We start from the raw sequence: 18,095 nt of genomic DNA, 5'->3' as shown, positions 1-18,095 counted from the left end.
TTATCGTTTTATACAATAGGTGGCGCAGTGCCAAATAAATTCGTAGTCATCACCATTATAAGTGCCTGGAATTTCTTCCTTGGTCGTGGTCTCCACAATGTATTTGGTGTTCCATGGCAGGGCAAAGGAAACCTCTCCATTGTCGTCGGTGTACAATGTTTTGGACCAAAGGTCGGAAACATAGACCTTAAGTTCGTTTTTGGCCAATGGCTTTCCTTTGTACACTACTTGAAGCTTGATTTCCTCCCCATCATTTTCCAATTGCTTCACTACAATTCCTTCAGGATTTGCGGTTTTTGTGTCACCATCTGTTCCTACTAGAACCTTGGCCGTTGAATGATAGTGTGTCTTGAAAATGCCGAAGTCGTATTCGGTATAATCAATCACATCAATCTCATTGTTGTTCAAGGCGATGGTGTACACGCCGTTTTTTGATGGTGTAAAGCTGGCAAGGTAATGGTCTTCCTTGGCTTCCGTACTCAATTCAGTTTTTGTGCCATCCGGAGCAATGACCCATAATGTGAATTTTGAAACCAAGGGAAAAGCTTCTCCCTTCACTTTTTCAATAACACCATAGGTGTATTCGCCATAATGGACGCGGATTTCTTGTTTTTGACCAAGTTTTCCGTTGCCGTTGGTCTCAATCCACAGGTAATGTGCGGAGGCAGACAATACGGGCAAAGTGATGAGTAATAGGGTTACGATTAGTTTTTTCATCTTGTTTTATTAAAATTTATAAGTGAAGTTGGCAGAAACACTTCTCAAGTTTTGCGGACTGATGGTGGACCAACCTTTGTAATAGTCCTTGTTGGCTATGTTGTCCAACTTCAAAGTGATTCTGAAATCCCTTGCATCGTAAAAGGTTGATGCATTTAGAATGGTGTACCCATCAATGGCGAACGTACCATTGGTTCTATTGAAGATTTTGTTCTCACTGGCGTAGTTACCTCCAAATCCAAGGCCAAAGTTTTCCAATGTGCCTTGTGTAAATCGGTAGCTGGCCCAAACATTGGCCAAGTTCATGGGGCCTGCGCTTTCTGGTCTAAAACCTGTAAAACTGGCATTTCCTTCCACCAATTTGCTGTCGTTGTAGCTGTATCCCGCCACAATGTTCAATCCATCAATGGGAGAGGCAGTTATGCTGGCCTCAAAACCTTTACTGGTCTGTTCTCCATCTTGAGTATAGAAATAGTTGTCGGCATCGGTATCGATTCGTTGTGCCATATCACTCACGCTAATATCGTAGTAGCTGAAAGTTGCGGAAAGCCTATCGTTGAACAAGTTCAACTTGGTACCCATCTCAAACTGGTTGGCGTGCTCTGGGTTCAAAGCTCTCACGGATGTATTTCCATTTGATAATTCAGTAACAGGGGCCACGTTGCTGAACCCGTTCATATAATTCGCAAAAAGGGATACTTTGTTTAAAATAGGCTGATAAACCAATCCGAACTTTGGTGAAAAGGCGGTCTGATTGTACCCGTCATTGGAAAAACGGTCCACACGCAAACTGGCCATTGCGGACAATTCTGGCAATAGATTGATCACGTTGGAGGCATAGGCACTGAAAATTTCCTGTTCAGCCTCGCTAAATTGTGCTCCCGGATTGGCCAAAGTTGCTATCCCTGCGTCGGCACCTGCCTGTGTCAACACACCGGAATCGTACAAACCTGTTCCCATGGGAGTGCCAAAAGCATTGTGAAGAGCTGGAACCACCGCTTGGAATTCATCTACATTTCTTCCTACGTAGACAAAACCTTGGTTCCCATAGCCCGTACTGTTGTTGATGGTTCTGGTTTTAAGGTAATCCAATCCTACGACCAAACGGTTGCGCATGGTTCCGATAGTAAAATCTCCGATAAAGTTTTGTTGGATGTCGGTTCCCAACGTCTCGGAATTTTGGTTGCTTGTGTAGCGTGCCAAAATAATACCATCGGAAATAGGGTTTTCTGAAAGACCTTCTGCCGTTGTGGTTACTTCGTACAAGTAAGAGTAATATCCGTCTGACTTTGCATTGGATCTTGAGATTACCGTCTGGGAGGTCCAGGAATCACTCAAAATATAGTTCATCTGGCCTTGCAGACTATACGTTGGTGTATCGATATACAAGTCGTTGCTGGTGTAGGAACGTTTAAAATCATAACCCAATTCATCCAAGTTGGTCACACGTAGTGGCGAACCACGATCTAGGAACAACATGGTTTGATTGGTGCTCCTACCATTGTAAAATTCAGTGTTTATGTTGAACGAAAGTCTGTCACTTGCCTGAAATGCCAATGATGGTGCAAAAAAGAAGGACTTTCTAAATCCGGCATCCTGGTAGCTGTTTTGGGTATGGTAAGCAGTATTAACGCGAAGTGCAATATTGTTTTGGTCGCCCAAAGTGGTGTTTACATCTGCACTCACTCGGTTCAATCCGTAGCTGCCTGAAGTGTATGAGATATTTCCTCCAAAACCGTAGAATGGTTTTTTGGTGTTGATGTTGATCAAACCTCCGTAAGAAATAAGGCTGCTACCGTACAAAGTTCCGGAAGGACCTTTGATTACCTCGATGGATTCAATATTTGCTGGATCTGGGCTGCCGTTGGTCAAACCGGGCAAGCCGTTGATCATTGTGGGCTGCACCGCAAAACCACGCAATGAAAAATAACCAGCGCCGTCGCTTCCTCTTCCCGTAGATTCCCAAAGCTTATCGATCCCAGGTGCATTTTTAAGGGCGTCATCAAAATTGGTAACGACCTGATCTTGCAATAATTCAGTTGAGATGGAATTGTAAACCTGAGGGTTTTCGATGTCCTTGAGGGGCATTTTTGACACATAGACACTTCCTTTGCGCGAGAATTTGTTGGTTTGATTCCCCTCGACTACAACCTCATTGAGCTGTTCTTGCCTTTCCACCAAATTGATGGTCTGTATGTTGGTGGTTTGGTTAGCGTAAACGGTTACGGTTTTGTTCTGTGTGCCAAAACCTACCATCGAAAACGTTAAGGTGTAGGAGCCAGGGGCAAGGTTTGAAATTTCGTATTCCCCGGAATAGTCCGTATTTGTACCTAAACTGGTGTTGGACACCGCAATATTGACATTGCCAAGTGGGTTGTTTCTTTGATCGGTTACCTTTCCTTTTAAATTTCCAGTTTGTGCCTGAGAAGTGAAAAAAGCAGCGAAACTAAGAATGAGTAATATATGTTTCATTTTATTTGTAATTGGTCTAAATAAGTTTGAGCTGCAAATGTATGTTCCACTGCTAAATCAAGCAAAAAATATTTAGACTAATTATAAATAAAGTTTTTGTAAGTGATTTAAATTGTTGATTTACAGAGTTGTGAAATCAAAATTTTAACAATTTAAAGCGTAGTTATAGTGAATTGATGGTCTTTCGGATGGCTGTTAAGTCCGTCAATAATTTTTCCAATAAACTTAAATCCAGCATATTGGCGCCATCACTTTTGGCGTTTGAGGGGTCAAAATGCGTCTCCATAAAAATACCGTCAACACCAGCGGCAATTCCTGCTCGTGCCATAGTTCCGATCAACGCAGGTCTACCGCCTGTAACTCCCGAAGATTGGTTGGGTTGTTGTAAGGAATGTGTAACGTCCAGTACCACCGGGGCGTATTGTTTCATGGTGGGCACACCACGAAAATCCACGATCATGTCTTGATATCCGAACATGGTTCCGCGATCGGTGATCCAAACCTGTTCATTGCCGGAATCGGTTACTTTTTTTACGGCGTGTTGCATGCTTTCAGGGCTCATAAACTGACCCTTTTTCAAGTTGACCACTTTGCCTGTTTCGGAAGCAGCTACCACTAAATCCGTTTGTCTCACCAAAAAGGCAGGGATTTGGAGTACATCCACATATTCTGCGGCCATTGTGGCATCGGAAATTTCATGGATGTCTGTGATCGTAGGAACTTTGAACGTTTCGGAAACCTTTCTCAAGATCTTAAGTGCCTTTTCATCGCCAATTCCAGTAAAAGAATCAATCCGGCTTCGGTTCGCCTTTTTAAAACTCCCTTTAAAAACATACGGAATGTTCAGTTTGTCCGTAATACCGACCACTTTTTCGGCAATTTGCATGGCCATATCTTCTCCCTCAATGGCGCAGGGGCCTGCCAGCAAGAAAAAATTATCGCTGTCCGTGTGTTTTATCTGTGGAATTTTGGTGATGTCCATTTCTTAAAGTTTGAACAAATATACTATTAAACGATGGTATCCTTTTTAGATTTATCCACATAAACCATCAACCATGAAGTTTAAATTCGTTTTTATTGCCCTGTGTTTTATTTCTTCTTTTTCCCATGCCCAATGGCAGGAAAGGGGCAGTACTTTTGATTTAGCACATCTGGAGCGCCATCAATTTAAGGTCGATTTGCTGAGCCCGGGATTTACCTATGAATTGGGTCTTTTTAAAGACCAGGGTATTTCCACCAACTTGGGTTTGGCCACCGCCCACGTACGAAGAGGGTTATGTTTTTGGGCTGGCATCCAACAACCGCTCCTATAGGTATTACCATAATTTTTAATAGGAGGGAGCGGCTCAACAAAAACACCACTGGCAATTCGGGAAACTATATCGCCGCGGCTCAGGCCATTTTCTTTTCGCAACTACGAATTTCCAAGGATGTAGAAGGCCCGGACGATTTTAATCTCGGTTTTTACGGAATGGCCTACGGTGTTCAGCGTACCTGCCCAAAAGGCTTTAATTTTAATCTGGAACTTGGCGCAGGATATTACAAAGGAGATGGTGTGCCCGATGGCTATGGACCCCTAATCAACTTTACTTTTGGGTGGGTAGCTACCAAAAGAAAGAAAAAAGATCCATACTTTGATTAAATTAAGCCATGTAAACATACTATTTTGACAAAGTTGGGGTTATACTATTACCTAATTAACCTACAATGCGTCGCTTACTACTTTTGGCATTTCTGTCCGCAGGATGTTTTGTACGTGCCCAATACGGTACAAACTGCGAAATCCGTCAGTTTAAGCTCAATGCCATTAATCCGGGTATCGAGTACGAAATGGCTTTGGGCGTAAACAGCACCTTGGATATTCGAGTGGCCTACCAAGCGGCATTGGAGCCTGCCAGCTCACAACCGTTGGAAGATTTCGATTTTTTCCCCGCCATGACCGTTCAGAACAGATATTATCACAACCTAAATAGTAGAGAAAGGCGCAGAAGATCCATTTATGGAAATTCGGGAAATTACATAGCACCCACTGCGGCCATCTTTTCTCCAGGAGACCGTTTGGTGGAGGGGCAAATAGTGGATGGTATTCACGGCTACGGCGGATTGGTTTACGGGGTTCAGCGTAGTTATGATTCGGGTTTTAGTTTCTCTATAGATGCGGGTGCGGGCTATTATATGGGGCCGTTCAAAGGAACCGTTCAACCCGTGGTGAACCTGAGTATTGGTTGGATTATAAGCGAAAAACGCTGGTGTGTGGGTCTGTAGATTCGGAACTCCCACTAAATCAATAAGATAAAAATAACATTTAGGTGTGTTGCACAACAAAAAATAGCAGTATCTTTGCAGGCTTAAAATTTAGGTTATGTCCAAAATCAAAAACATTGCTATCATTGCGCACGTAGACCACGGTAAGACTACCTTGGTCGATAAAATTATGTACCATTGCCAGTTGTTCCGAGATAACGAGAACAAAGGCGACCTGATATTGGACAACAACGACCTGGAACGGGAACGCGGCATTACCATCGTTTCCAAGAACGTTTCCGTTGTTTACAAAGACACTAAGATCAATATTATAGATACCCCTGGTCACGCCGATTTCGGTGGTGAGGTGGAGCGTGTTTTGAACATGGCCGATGGGGTATTGTTGCTGGTGGATGCCTTCGAAGGCCCAATGCCACAGACCCGTTTTGTGCTTCAAAAAGCGATTGACCTTGGTCTGAAGCCTTGCGTGGTAATCAACAAAGTTGATAAGGAAAACTGTACCCCAGAGGAAGTGCACGAAAAAGTGTTCGACCTTATGTTTGAATTGGGTGCGGAAGAATGGCAATTGGACTTCCCTACCGTTTATGGTTCCGCAAAGAACAACTGGATGGGCGAGGATTGGAAAGAGCCCACCGAAAACATTGAGCCGTTACTGGATATGGTCATTGAACATGTTCCGGAATTTAAGCCACAAGAAGGTACAACCCAAATGTTGATCACTTCGTTGGACTTTTCTTCATTTACCGGAAGAATTGCCATTGGTAGATTGCAAAGAGGTAAACTTCGTGAGGGACAACAGGTTTCTTTGGTAAAAAGAGATGGTTCGATTGTGAAAACCAGAATCAAAGAACTTTTTACGTTCGAAGGTCTTGGTCGCTTAAAAGTAGAGGAAGTAGCTGCAGGGGATATTTGTGCCATTGTGGGAATGGAGGGATTTGAGATCGGTGATACCGTTGCGGATCTTGAGAATCCTGAAAAACTAAAGACAATCGCTATTGATGAGCCTACCATGAGTATGCTTTTCACGATCAACGATAGTCCGTTTTTTGGTAAGGATGGAAAGTTTGTTACTTCCAGGCACATTAAAGAACGTCTGGAAAAGGAATTGGAGAAAAACTTGGCGCTTCGCGTTCAGGAAACTGACAGTGCCGACAAGTTTTTGGTGTACGGACGTGGTGTATTGCACCTTTCCGTTTTGATAGAGACTATGCGTCGCGAAGGCTACGAACTGCAAATTGGTCAGCCACAGGTAATCATCAAGGAGATTGATGGCGTAAAATGTGAGCCAGTGGAAAACTTGACCATCGATTTACCGGAAGAAGTATCTGGTAAAGCTGTGGAAATGGTGTCTATCCGTAAAGGAGAAATGACCAGTATGGAAGCCAGAGGTTCCCGAATGGTTTGTGAATTTATCATACCTTCCAGAGGAATCATCGGTCTTAGAAACCAATTGTTGACAGCTACAGCAGGTGAGGCCATTATGGCGCACCGATTTTTGGAGTATCAACCCTTAAAAGGTGATATTCCACAACGATTGAATGGTTCTTTGGTGTCTATGGAAAACGGAACGGCCATTCCTTATTCCATTGACAAACTTCAGGATAGAGGTAAATTCTTTGTAGATCCAGGAGAAGATATTTATGAAGGTCAGGTAATCGGTGAGAACTCTCGTCAAGATGATATGACAGTGAACGTTACAAAGACCAAAAAACTATCCAATGTCCGTTCTTCCGGGGCCGATGATAAGGCCAAGATTGTGCCAGCCATCAAATTTTCCTTGGAAGAAGCTTTGGAATACATCCAAAAGGATGAATACGTTGAGGTAACGCCAAACCACTTGAGGATTAGAAAAATATACCTAAAAGAGGTGGACAGAAAAAGAAACAAAGTAGTGTAATCAAGAACAACTTTAAAATTTAGGAAAGCGGGTGAGGAAACCAGTTCTTCATTCGCTTTTTTTTATTTAAAGATGAGGTCTCTGTCATTCCGTGCTTCGACACGGAATCCGTTTTTGTTGAACATAGAAATCAGATTCTTGAGATTATTCACTAGGTCCGGAATAACAAAAGGCTAAGTGATTTTTAGCCAACCCGCGTTCCGGACGGGCAGGTTGAAAAGAGTTTAAATGAGTTCATTGTCAGGAGCGAGGAATGTAATAATATGGATTAAAATTCCTTGACCAAATAGATTATTGGTGAAACTCGTGCAAAACATTGGTTCTGCACCGAAAAACAGTGGAAACCTTGACCCCTAAAATCCTGAATCCTAAAAAATTAATGCAAGTGTCCATGGTGCTGCTCACGTAAACAAGATACGGCAGCTCCAATAATTCCGGCGTGGTTCATAAGTTCGGCCTTTACCACATTGGTCTCAATTTTGATGTGATGACTGAATTCCTCCCATTTTTTGGAGGTCCCGCCCCCAACGATTATAAGATCTGGACAAACAATGAGTTCCACCAATTTTAAAAACTTATTGAAGCGTTTGCCCCATTTTTTAAAACTGAGATCTTCTTTTTCTTTGGCAGACGCAGCCGCCCATTTTTCAATCTTCTTAAATTTCTTGTAAGGAATCTGGCCCAATTCAAAATTGGGGATAAGTATGCCGTTGTAAAAAGCGCCGCTGCCCAGTCCGGTCCCAATGGTGATCATAACCACCAATCCATCTTTTCCTTTGCCTACCCCATAGTTCATAGAGGCATATCCGGCAGCATCGGCATCATTCAAAACAGTAAATTCATTACCGGTGTATTCGGTAAAAAGTTCGTCAATATTCACGCCGACCCAACTTGGGTCCAAGTTTCCCGGAGATTTGCATATCCCGTTTTTGACGATGGATGGAAAACCACAGCCCACAGGGCCTTTATAATTAAAGTGGTCCACAATTTCGGCCACCACTTTGGCCATGTCTTTTGGTTTTTTTGATTTTGGGGTCGGAATTCGAAAACGTTCGGTCAACATTTCACCGGTTTCGGCGTTTACCAAGGCACCTTTTATGCCCGATCCGCCTATATCTATACCAAGAATTTCCATATATAGGAAGCAATATTAGTTTGAACAAAGTAACAAAAACTTTTGGTGATCAGGTAATTGCATTGAAAATCAATGAGCTACATGTATATTTTGATGATCATATCGCTTTTTGGATGACTTCAAAAACTTTACTGCCATCACATTTCAGGGTTTTGTGCGGATATTTTAGGATAAGGGCATAATCGTGCGTGGCCATGATGATGGTGCGCCCGTTTTGGTTGATACCCTGTAATACTTTCATTACCTCTACACTGGTCTGTGGGTCTAAATTCCCGGTGGGCTCATCGGCCAAAATAAGTTCTGGGTCGTTCAAAAGGGCACGGGCAATGGCAATACGTTGTTGCTCCCCACCGGAAAGTTCGTGCGGAAACTTAAAACCTTTGGTTTTCATGCCTACTTTGTTCAGCACCTCCTCTATTTTTTCGTCCATTTTGGAAGCATCCGTCCATCCGGTCGCCTTCAGTACAAAGCGGAGATTGTTGTTCACGTTTCGGTCTGGCAGTAACTTGAAATCCTGAAAAACAATACCCAGTTTTCTACGTAAAAAGGGAATGTCTTTTTCTTTGAGTGTTTTTAGGTCAAAATCCACAACTTCCCCTGAACCTTGTTTCAACGGGAGATCCGCATAAAGCGTTTTCATAAAACTACTTTTCCCGCTACCGGTTTTTCCTATCACATAAACAAATTCCCCTTTTTTAACCTCAAGGTCAATATTGTTGAGAACCAAGTTCTCGTTTTGGAATACGGCTACGTCCTTTAATTTAACAATGGTCTCGGGCATAATTTCAATTCAAAAGCTACACAAAAGTATTTGAAATTAAGCGATCAACATCAAAATTTATGGTTAAAGCTTATTTTTTGTAAAAATAAAAGGCATCACTTCGTCCAAATCTTAGTGTTCAGGTTGAGGTCTTCCATAATGTCTATTTTCCGGAAAAGCACTCCTTGGTTCATGTTATAGAACTGTTTCCTTGACTTGTCCTTAACAAAAGGGTTGTGCCTTGCCGGCAATTCGCTGTTTGCGATATTCCGGGCATCAATCTGTTTGTTTGCATCAAAATGGAATGTGGGAACAATTTTTTCCAAAAGAGCCTCCGGAATTTCTTTCTCAACAGCCAGGTACTTTCTTTTTTGGGAGCTGGCCATCGCATATACGGCATGGAACGCACCAATGAACAAAAGCATCGGCGTTTGCAGGGATGTGAGCCATATTTCATTTTGGTGCATACCCCCGAACCATTCGATAAAATTGTAACTGAACAAGTACGATAAAAGCGGAAGGACTATGATGCTACTTAAAAATAAAAGCATAAATAGGGAACTTACCGTCTTGTATCTGCGATATTTTTTGTGGGCGGTTCAGCTTTTTCCAGTAAGGGGAGCAATTGTTTTTTGATGCTACCAAAGGCTACCATAAAACGCGAGCTTTAGATGGTACCTTGGTAACTTCGGCATCCGAAGGCTCTATGGTAAACATGGTTTTTTGGATGTATCCGGTAAATTTGGCAACAATGTTGGGTGGAAACATCTCCAAAGCGGTGTTGGAAGCATATATCGCTGTATTGTAAGACCGTCTTGCAGCGTAAAGTTGTTCCTCCACTTCATTTAAACCGCTCTGTAACAAAAGAAAATTTTCACCGGCCTTAAGATCTGGGTAAGCCTCAACGGATACTTGGAGTTTTCCCAATTTACCGCCCAACCGGTCTTCGAGTTGTATTCTCTCGCGATCCTATACCTTTTGATCGACTATTTGCTGCCTTAACTTCGTAATGTCCGTCAGGAGTTGCTTTTCGTGTTTCATGTAGCCTTTTACGGTATTCACGAGCTGCGGAATCAGGTCCGTTCTTTTCTTGAGCATTACATCAATGCTACTGTAGGGGCCTCTTCGGTCTTGTTCTTTTTGCTGACCAGATTGTTGTATATAAATATAAAGAGCAACGAAAAGACCGGCACAATAATAATTAAGTAGGTCACAATAAAAAATTTACATTGAACACTTGGAACAATCTCAGGATTGTCCTTTTTTCAAAGCTGAAGGGGTTAACGCTTTAATTCTAAATGTTGAGGTTTGAACTTGTTGTTTTAAAAACAGATTCCATCTCCTTGAACAAAAGGCGGATTGTATTTAAATGTGTGTTTTGAAACGATTGGCCAGTGGGGTTGTCTGGCAACTTGGTGGTAAAAGTAACAATAAATGGATTTTGTATAAGCAGATATCCGTAAATTTCGGCAAATGACATTTTAAATATACTTTGGCTTTAATTTTGACGTTATGAGTAAAGTCAATCGAGAACAGCGTAGAACACTATGAATCGAAAAAACCTCTTTATTTTTCCCATTTTAATGGGAAGTTTTTTTGTGCTCTCAGCACAGGAAACCAAGATCTATACACACGAAAACAAAGCCTATCAAGATGCTTTGGCGCTCTATAATAATGAGCAGTACCAAGCCGCGCAAAACATTTTTGAGTCCGTAAAGGCCAATACCAAAGATGGTGAGACCGAAGCCAATAGCGCATATTATGCCGCTAATGCCGCGATTCGACTGAACCAGCGTGGAGCCGATAAAATGATGGAAGATTTTGTGGAGCGTTATCCTACATCCACAAAGCGAAACTCTGCATTTCTTGACGTGGCCGATTACTATTTTGAGACAGGAAAATATCCTTACGCTTTAAAATGGTACAAAAAAGTGGACGAAAACTCCATGCCATATTCTGAGCGCGACCGTTTTAATTTTAACAACGGATACGCTTTGTACGCATCTAAACGTCCAAAGGAGGCCGAACGCTATTTGAACAAGGTCACCACCTCCCAAAAATATGGTTCGCAGGCCAAATATTATTTGGGGTATATTGCCTATGAGCAGGACGACTATAATTCTGCAAGCGCCCGGTTCGACCAAATTCAGGACCCCGAATTGCTCGATGAAAAGCTGTCCTACTATCAAGCCGACCTTAATTTTAAACTTGGCAAGTTTGAAGAGGCCATCGCCGTGGCCAAAAAACAATTGCCAAAATCCAACCGTCAAGAAGTTTCGGAACTCAACAAGATCATTGGTGAGAGTTACTTCAATTTGGAACAATATGCCGAGGCCATTCCCTATTTGGAAGCATACAAGGGCAAGCGTGGCAAATGGAACAATACCGATTACTATCTGTTGGGTTACAGCCATTACAAGTTGGGCGATTATCAAAAAGCCATCCAGCAATTCAATAAAATTGTAGGCGGAAGCAATGCGGTTTCCCAAAATGCATACTATCACTTGGCGGAGTGCTATTTGAAGTTGGATAAAAAGTCAGAAGCCTTGAACGCGTTTCGAAATGCTTCCCAAATGGAGTTCAGCCCAGAAATCCAAAAAGATGCTTGGTTGAACTATGCCCGTTTGAGCTACGAAATAGGTAATGCTTACGAACCCGTTCCACAGGTGTTGACAACCTATCTGGAAACTTATCCAAAGGATGGGCATCAATTGGAGATTCAAGAACTTTTGGTGGACTCCTACATTACCTCCCGAAATTTTGAAGGTGCTATGCAGCTTTTAGAAGAAAATCAAAATTACGCGAGCAAAGAAACCTATCAAAAAGTGGCCTACTATCGTGGAGTTGAACTTTTTATAGATGGTGATTATGAAGAAGCTTGGGAACGGTTGGATAAATCCTTGGAAAGTGCGGAGAACCCCAATTTTGAAGCTCGTGCCCTGTATTGGAGGGCAGAATCTGCCTACAGGTTAAACCGTTTCGAGGAGGCCTTGGTCGATTTTGTCAAGTTTCAAAATTCACCCGTGGCAAAATCGCTTCCGGAATATGATCAATTGGATTACAATTTGGGATATTCCTATTTCAAATTGAAAGATTACAATAATGCCATATCCTATTTTAAAAATGTGGTCAACTCCAATGCTATTGACGGCCAAAGAAAGAATGACGGATATCTGCGCTTGGGGGACAGCTATTTTGTGACCAGCAAATACCAATTGGCGCAGAAGGCTTACGATGCTTCATCAAAAATGAACGGCCCCGAACGGGATTATGCCGCATTCCAGAAAACACTATGTGATGGATTTTTGGGCAATAATTCAGCAAAAATCGATGGATTGAATGAATTTTTGACGATGTACCCAAGCTCATCATTGCGCGATGATGTCTTGTTTGAATTGGGGAATTCCTATATCAACAACAACCAAGAAAGTTTAGGACTTCAAACCTACGACCGTATTGTGGATGAATTTTCGGGCAGCAAGTTTGCGCCACGAGGATTACTGCGGTCTGGATTGGTCTATTACAATTCCAGTCGAAACGAGCAAGCGTTGGACAAGTTAAAAGAGGTGGTTCAAAAATACCCCAACACCCAAGAAGCCAAACAAGCCGTTGCTACAGCCAAATTGGTTTATGTGGACGAAGGTCGGGTAAGCGAATATGCCGCTTGGGCGCGGAACTTGGATTTTGTTGAGGTAACGGATAGGGAACTTGACAATGCCAGTTTTGAATCTGCTGAAAGAAAACAAATCGAAGGTAAAACTCCGGCCGCCATTCGCGGCTACGAGGATTATTTGAAAGAGTTCCCCAACGGATTGCACGCCCAGAACGCCAATTTTGCTTTGGCACAACTTTATTTTGCAAACGGCGAAAAAGAAAAGGCGCTGCCAAAATACAAAGCCGTTGCCGATGGGGGCAATGGGGAGTATACCGAACAGGCCTTGACCCGTGTTTGTGAAATTTATGTGGAAAAACAAGATTACAACAGTGCTATTCCGTATTTGAAAAGATTGGAAAACACGGCAGATATTTCTGAAAACAAAACCTTTGCCCAATCCAATTTGATGAAAGGTTTTTATGGTCAAAAAGAGTATTCGCAGGCCATAGCCTATGCCGAGGAAGTGTTGAACGCCCCTAAAATCGATGACCGCATCAAGAGTGATGCGCAGATTATGATAGCGCGTTCTGCCATTGCCACCGATAATGAAAGTTTGGCAAAAACGGCTTACCAAGATGTGAAGAAGATAGCTTCTGGAGAACTCGCTGCCGAAGCTTGGTACTACGATGCCTATTTTAAAAATAAGGAACAGGCCTATGAGGCTTCCAATGAGTCCGTTCAAAAATTGGCCAAGGATTATGCTGCCTACAAAGAGTGGGCAGGAAAGGGGTTGGTGATCATGGCCAAGAATTTTTACAACTTGGGAGATGCCTTTCAGGCCACCTATATTCTGGAAAGCGTAATTACCAACTTTTCGGAATTTGATGAAATCGTTTCGGATGCACAAACTGAACTGGCCACGATCAAAGCCAAAGAAGCCGAAAGCAATTCATCCGTAGACCCCAACGAAAACTAAACGAGACACAGCATGCGAAAGAGAACCTATATATTTTCATTACTTTTTTTGAGCCTTTGCGGAGCCGTTATCGCCCAAGAAGAAGATAGCATTGGTACGGAAACGGTAACGGTGGTAAAGCCGTATTCCCCTACCGTTTCGGATGCCTTTAAGATTAAATCGTCTCCATCCTTGAACGATTCCATTGTGCTTCAAAAGAAGAAGATCAATTACAGCATATTTTCCGTTCCAGTGGCATCAACCTTTACCCCTGCGAAGGGCAAGGCCTCGGGCGTGGAAAAAACACCACCGCCCACCTTGTACAATTCGTATGCATCGGTTGGTTTGGGCAATTACAACAATGCTTTGGTGGATTTTTATACCAGTAGGGATTTTAACAGGGGAGAGGATCTGTTGGACTTTGGTCTTTCCCACAACTCATCACGTGGCGATTTGGACTCTACACCCTTGGAAACCGATTTTTACGACACCAAATTGAATGCTTCCTATACCAAAAAGGACCGTTATATGGATTGGGGCGCGGCCATTGGGCTACAGCACCAGCTTTACAATTGGTATGGAATTCAGAGTGATTTGTTCAGTGAGGATGAGGTCAATGCCATGGACGAGCAGCAAAATTATTTAAATGCGGAGGCCAAGGCACACTTCAACATGGAAGATTCCTATTTTAAGAGTGGAAATATATTGTTGAGACGATTTTGGGACGCTACCGAGTCCGCAGAGAACCGTGCGGTGATCAACCCCACTTTTGAACTGCCCATTACCGAGGAATTGATTACGATTTCCGCGAAGGTGGATTATGTAGGGGGCAGTTTTCAAAATGGTTCCATTACAGAAGGGGCAAACGATGGAGAAAAAAAATATAGCAATCTACAGGCAGGGGTAACTCCAAGTCTTTTGATTTTGCGTGATGACCTTACCATCAACTTGGGAGCAAACCTTGTCTACGGACTGGATATGGAAAACAGCGAGAACAACTTTTATATCTACCCGGCAGTGAACGCATCCTATCGTGTTATGGACGAAAATGTAATTGCCTACGGGGGAATCGAAGGAGAGTTGAAGCAAAACTCCTATCACGATTTTGTAGATGACAACCCTTATGTGTCTCCGACTTTGGATATTGTTCCGACCGACCAGCAGTATGAGGGATATTTGGGGTTAAAGGGCCAGTTAACCTCCAATGTGGGGTATAACATCAAAGGTTCCTATATGGCAGAAAACAGAAAACCTTTATACTTTCACAATACCGTAAATACATCCAGAATGGAAGAAAAAAGCTATTACTATGGCAACTCCTTTCAGGTTTTTTATGATGATGTAAAAACCTTGGGCGTTTTCGGGGAAATCAATGTGGATGTTAACCGTAACTTTTCGTTGGGCGTAAATGGAGAATTCTATGATTACGATACCGAAACGGATAACCCCGCTTGGAACTTGCCTTCCATTAAAGCATCTGTTTTTATGGATTATCAAATAAACGATCAATGGTATATGGGGGCCAACTTGTTCTATGTGGGAGAAAGGGATGATTTATTGTCAACAATCAGTCCGATAAACATGGCAAATCCGCCTGTAGTGTACACACCGGTCACTTTGGACGGCTTTTTTGATGCCAATGCCCATGTAGGGTATCGATTTAACGGACAATTGTCCATTTTTGTAAAAGCATCCAATATTGCGAACAACAATTACCAGCGTTGGGCCAATTTTAGGGTGCAAGGTTTCCAAGCATTGGCGGGTGTATCGTATAAGTTTGATTTTTAAACAGTATTCGGACAAATTTTATTCGGGTAAACACGATAGCATTATCCCTGTATTTTCTATTTTTGGTAGAAACCATCAAAAATGAAAAAGTTCTTTTTTCTTATCAGCGTCGCCTTAGTTTTTTCTTGTACTACTAAAGAGGAGGTCGACCTTATTGTCTATAACGCAAATATCTACACGGTGGACGATGCTTTTTCCAAAGCGTCCAGCATAGCCATAAAAGATGGAAAATTTGTGGCCGTTGGCGATACGGAAGAAATCTCCAAAAAATATAAAGCCCAAAAGCAATTGGATGCCGAGGGCAAGACGATTGTTCCAGGGCTCATTGATGCCCATTGTCACTTTTATGGGTTGGGACAGAATCAACAGGTAGTGGATTTGGTAGGTACCCAAAGTTTTGATGAGGTTGTGGACAGGGTGGTGGCCTTTCAAGAGGAGCGTCCATCAAGCTTCATTCTAGGTAGGGGATGGGATCAGAACGATTGGGAAGTCAAGAAATTTCCCACCAAGGATAAACTGGATGAAATTTTTCCTGATACCCCAGTGGCTTTGGAGCGTATCGATGGCCACGCCTATCTCGTGAACCAAAAGGCATTGGATATGGCGGGCATAACTGCTGATACCGAAACCGAGGGCGGTGAAATCGTAAAGGAAGACGGTGAACTTACCGGGGTTTTGGTTGATAACCCTATGGGTTCGATCAACAAGGTGATACCGCCAGCCAGTTTGGAGCAAAAAATACAAGCACTTAAAGATGCAGAGCGGATTTCCTTGGATTATGGATTGACCACGGTAAACGATGCCGGTTTGTCCAGAGATATCATCGAATTGATTGATAGCCTACAGCAGGCCGGCGAGTTATCTATTCGGGTATATGCCATGGTTTCCAACTACCCGGAGAACCTGGATTATTTTTTGGACAAGGGCATCATCAAAACAGAGGGATTGAATGTTCGCTCCGTAAAAGTATATGGCGATGGTGCCTTGGGTTCAAGAGGGGCAGCATTGAGGGCGCCCTATTCCGATAAACCCGGACATTTTGGTGCCATGGTGACCCCGGTGGACCAAATTGAAGCCTTGGCGCAGCGAATAGCTGCCACCGACTACCAAATGAATACCCATGCCATTGGGGATTCTGCCAATATTGTGGTGCTAAGGGCATATGAAAAGGCTTTGGACGGTAAAACCGACCGCAGATGGAAAGTGGAGCACGCTCAGGTAATCTCGCAATCCGATTTCGATTATTTTGAAAATGGCATCATTCCATCCGTGCAGCCTACCCATGCTACCAGCGATATGTACTGGGCAGAAGATAGATTGGGTGAAGAGCGTGTCAAGGGTGCCTACGCCTATAAAGATTTGCTGGACAAGGCTGGATTGGTGGCTTTGGGAACCGATTTCCCCGTTGAGCAGGTAAGTCCGTTTTTAACGTTTTACGCAGCGGTAGCCCGTCAGGATGTGGAGCAATATCCCGAAGGCGGTTTTCAAATGGAAAATGCCTTAAGCAGGGAAGAAACCTTGAAGGGTATGACCATTTGGGCGGCCTATTCCAATTTTGAGGAGGATGAAAAAGGGAGCATCGAGCCGGGTAAGTTCGCTGATTTTGTGATATTGAGCGATGATATTATGACCATACCTGCGGAAGAGATTCCCAATGTAACGGCAGAGCGGGTGTTCTTGGGCGGTGTTCGGAAAAAATAATACTGTTTGTCATCCTGAACTGTCGCCCTGAGCATTCGAAGGGGATGGTAAAGAATCTATTAACCCCCCTTTTTGTTGAAACATTATGCGATGAAAGAGCAATAAAAAAAGCCCCATTTCGGGGCTTTTATACTTTAAAACTAAAACTTTCTAGTAGCTGATAGGCAAGGTAACCCGCATAGTTCCCCATCCCATAACCATATTTCCGTCATCATCAAAAGCAATACCAAATGCTTCCAGTTCCTCACTGTCATTCGAAACAGCGGCAGTAGCTCGAACCACATCGGCGTCACTATCGTACGAATAAGCACCCCATTGGTGTAGGTTGCTGTTCAAGATAAGGGTCCACTCATCTTCACCAGGAATGGTAAATAGGGCGTAGGACCCAGCTTTAACAGTTTTTCCGCCAACATTGGCGTCCTTGTAAAACGTAATTTCTGTTGCTTCGTTTGCACCGGTTCTCCAGACTTTCCCAACAGGGGCAAGTTCTGCCAAGCTACGCCCTTTTAGCTGCGGGCGGCTATAAATAACACGGGCAGCTTTATTGGTTTCCCTTGAGCTGGCAGGGTAGTAGGCAATGTCTGCCGGACTTTTGTCAAGTCCACTAAACTTCTGGGCCGTAGCGTCAGTAGTAAACACCAAACTGGTGCAAAGCACTAAAAGTAGTAATGTAAATTTCTTCATGATTGCGATTTAAGTTCCTTGTAAAACTAGTTAATTAAATGTTGTTTCAATATACAGACGAAAAATTTAAATAGGCCTTACAAAGCGTTCGGGTTTAAACAATAAATTTCAATATAAATTACAATT

The 18,095-nt window shown here is 42.9% G+C and carries 14 protein-coding genes and 1 pseudogene; 7 read left to right on the top strand and 8 right to left on the bottom strand.

All coding sequences use genetic code 11. The features are described 5' to 3' along the window. From AC13CC_RS16840 to kdsA, 3 genes are all read right to left on the bottom strand, one after another. Window positions 1–717: a DUF4198 domain-containing protein gene (locus AC13CC_RS16840; RefSeq protein WP_482877115.1), complete on the bottom strand. Its 717-nt coding sequence runs from the start codon at window positions 715–717 to the stop codon at window positions 1–3. Window positions 718–726: 9 nt separating this feature from the next. After that, complete coding sequence (locus AC13CC_RS16835; RefSeq protein WP_482877114.1) at window positions 727–3,189, bottom strand: TonB-dependent receptor domain-containing protein; 2,463 nt, start codon at window positions 3,187–3,189, stop codon at window positions 727–729. Between the two features lie 163 nt (window positions 3,190–3,352). Beyond that, window positions 3,353–4,171, bottom strand: coding sequence for a 3-deoxy-8-phosphooctulonate synthase (gene kdsA / locus AC13CC_RS16830; RefSeq protein ID WP_482877113.1), 819 nt, complete (start codon window positions 4,169–4,171; stop codon window positions 3,353–3,355). A gap of 73 nt (window positions 4,172–4,244) precedes the next feature. On the opposite strand from kdsA, the gene AC13CC_RS16825 reads away from it, so the two are divergent. From AC13CC_RS16825 to typA, 4 genes are all read left to right on the top strand, one after another. Further along, entirely contained in the window at window positions 4,245–4,502 is a 258-nt protein-coding gene (locus AC13CC_RS16825) for a hypothetical protein (protein WP_482877111.1), read from the top strand. Further along, window positions 4,472–4,831 (top strand): hypothetical protein, encoded by a 360-nt coding sequence (locus tag AC13CC_RS16820; protein WP_482878291.1) that lies wholly within the window; start codon window positions 4,472–4,474, stop codon window positions 4,829–4,831. The genes AC13CC_RS16825 and AC13CC_RS16820 overlap by 31 nt, the downstream gene beginning before the upstream one ends. Window positions 4,832–4,896: 65 nt before the next feature. Further along, window positions 4,897–5,454: a hypothetical protein gene (locus tag AC13CC_RS16815; protein WP_482877108.1), complete on the top strand. Its 558-nt coding sequence runs from the start codon at window positions 4,897–4,899 to the stop codon at window positions 5,452–5,454. A gap of 97 nt (window positions 5,455–5,551) precedes the next feature. After that, window positions 5,552–7,351: a translational GTPase TypA gene (typA, locus tag AC13CC_RS16810; protein ID WP_482877107.1), complete on the top strand. Its 1,800-nt coding sequence runs from the start codon at window positions 5,552–5,554 to the stop codon at window positions 7,349–7,351. A 376-nt stretch (window positions 7,352–7,727) separates the two neighbouring features. Here the strand turns inward: typA and ppgK are convergent, their stop codons facing one another. The 4 genes and pseudogenes from ppgK to AC13CC_RS16790 all read right to left on the bottom strand — a co-directional run bounded on the left by ppgK (window position 7,728) and on the right by AC13CC_RS16790 (window position 10,344). Then, window positions 7,728–8,486, bottom strand: a complete 759-nt coding sequence (gene ppgK / locus AC13CC_RS16805) for a polyphosphate--glucose phosphotransferase (RefSeq protein ID WP_482877105.1) — start codon at window positions 8,484–8,486, stop codon at window positions 7,728–7,730. A 97-nt stretch (window positions 8,487–8,583) separates the two neighbouring features. Further along, window positions 8,584–9,267 carry a cell division ATP-binding protein FtsE gene (locus AC13CC_RS16800; protein ID WP_326278075.1) on the bottom strand — a complete coding sequence of 228 codons (684 nt, stop codon included), beginning with the start codon at window positions 9,265–9,267 and terminating at the stop codon, window positions 8,584–8,586. A gap of 95 nt (window positions 9,268–9,362) precedes the next feature. Then, window positions 9,363–9,797, bottom strand: coding sequence for a hypothetical protein (locus AC13CC_RS16795; protein ID WP_482877103.1), 435 nt, complete (start codon window positions 9,795–9,797; stop codon window positions 9,363–9,365). A 97-nt stretch (window positions 9,798–9,894) separates the two neighbouring features. Beyond that, window positions 9,895–10,344 (bottom strand): annotated as a pseudogene (locus AC13CC_RS16790) (LemA family protein). A 449-nt stretch (window positions 10,345–10,793) separates the two neighbouring features. Here AC13CC_RS16790 and AC13CC_RS16785 point away from each other — a divergent pair. The 3 genes from AC13CC_RS16785 to AC13CC_RS16775 all read left to right on the top strand — a co-directional run bounded on the left by AC13CC_RS16785 (window position 10,794) and on the right by AC13CC_RS16775 (window position 17,285). Beyond that, the gene (locus AC13CC_RS16785; RefSeq protein WP_482877102.1) at window positions 10,794–13,817 is read left to right on the top strand and encodes a tetratricopeptide repeat protein; all 3,024 of its coding nucleotides are present in this window, start codon (window positions 10,794–10,796) and stop codon (window positions 13,815–13,817) included. 12 nt (window positions 13,818–13,829) lie between these two features. Continuing rightward, window positions 13,830–15,584 (top strand): TonB-dependent receptor, encoded by a 1,755-nt coding sequence (locus tag AC13CC_RS16780; protein ID WP_482877100.1) that lies wholly within the window; start codon window positions 13,830–13,832, stop codon window positions 15,582–15,584. An 81-nt stretch (window positions 15,585–15,665) separates the two neighbouring features. Then, complete coding sequence (locus tag AC13CC_RS16775) at window positions 15,666–17,285, top strand: amidohydrolase (RefSeq protein WP_482877099.1); 1,620 nt, start codon at window positions 15,666–15,668, stop codon at window positions 17,283–17,285. Window positions 17,286–17,435: 150 nt separating this feature from the next. On the opposite strand, the gene AC13CC_RS16770 is transcribed toward AC13CC_RS16775, so the two are convergent. Then, window positions 17,436–17,969, bottom strand: coding sequence for a DUF2911 domain-containing protein (locus AC13CC_RS16770; RefSeq protein ID WP_326278070.1), 534 nt, complete (start codon window positions 17,967–17,969; stop codon window positions 17,436–17,438). Window positions 17,970–18,095 lie beyond the last annotated feature (126 nt).

It is taken from the genome of Flagellimonas sp. L-11, assembly GCF_056857735.1.
The sequence above is the reverse complement of the archived record's forward strand: the minus strand, read 5'-3'. Positions and strand labels throughout refer to the sequence as shown.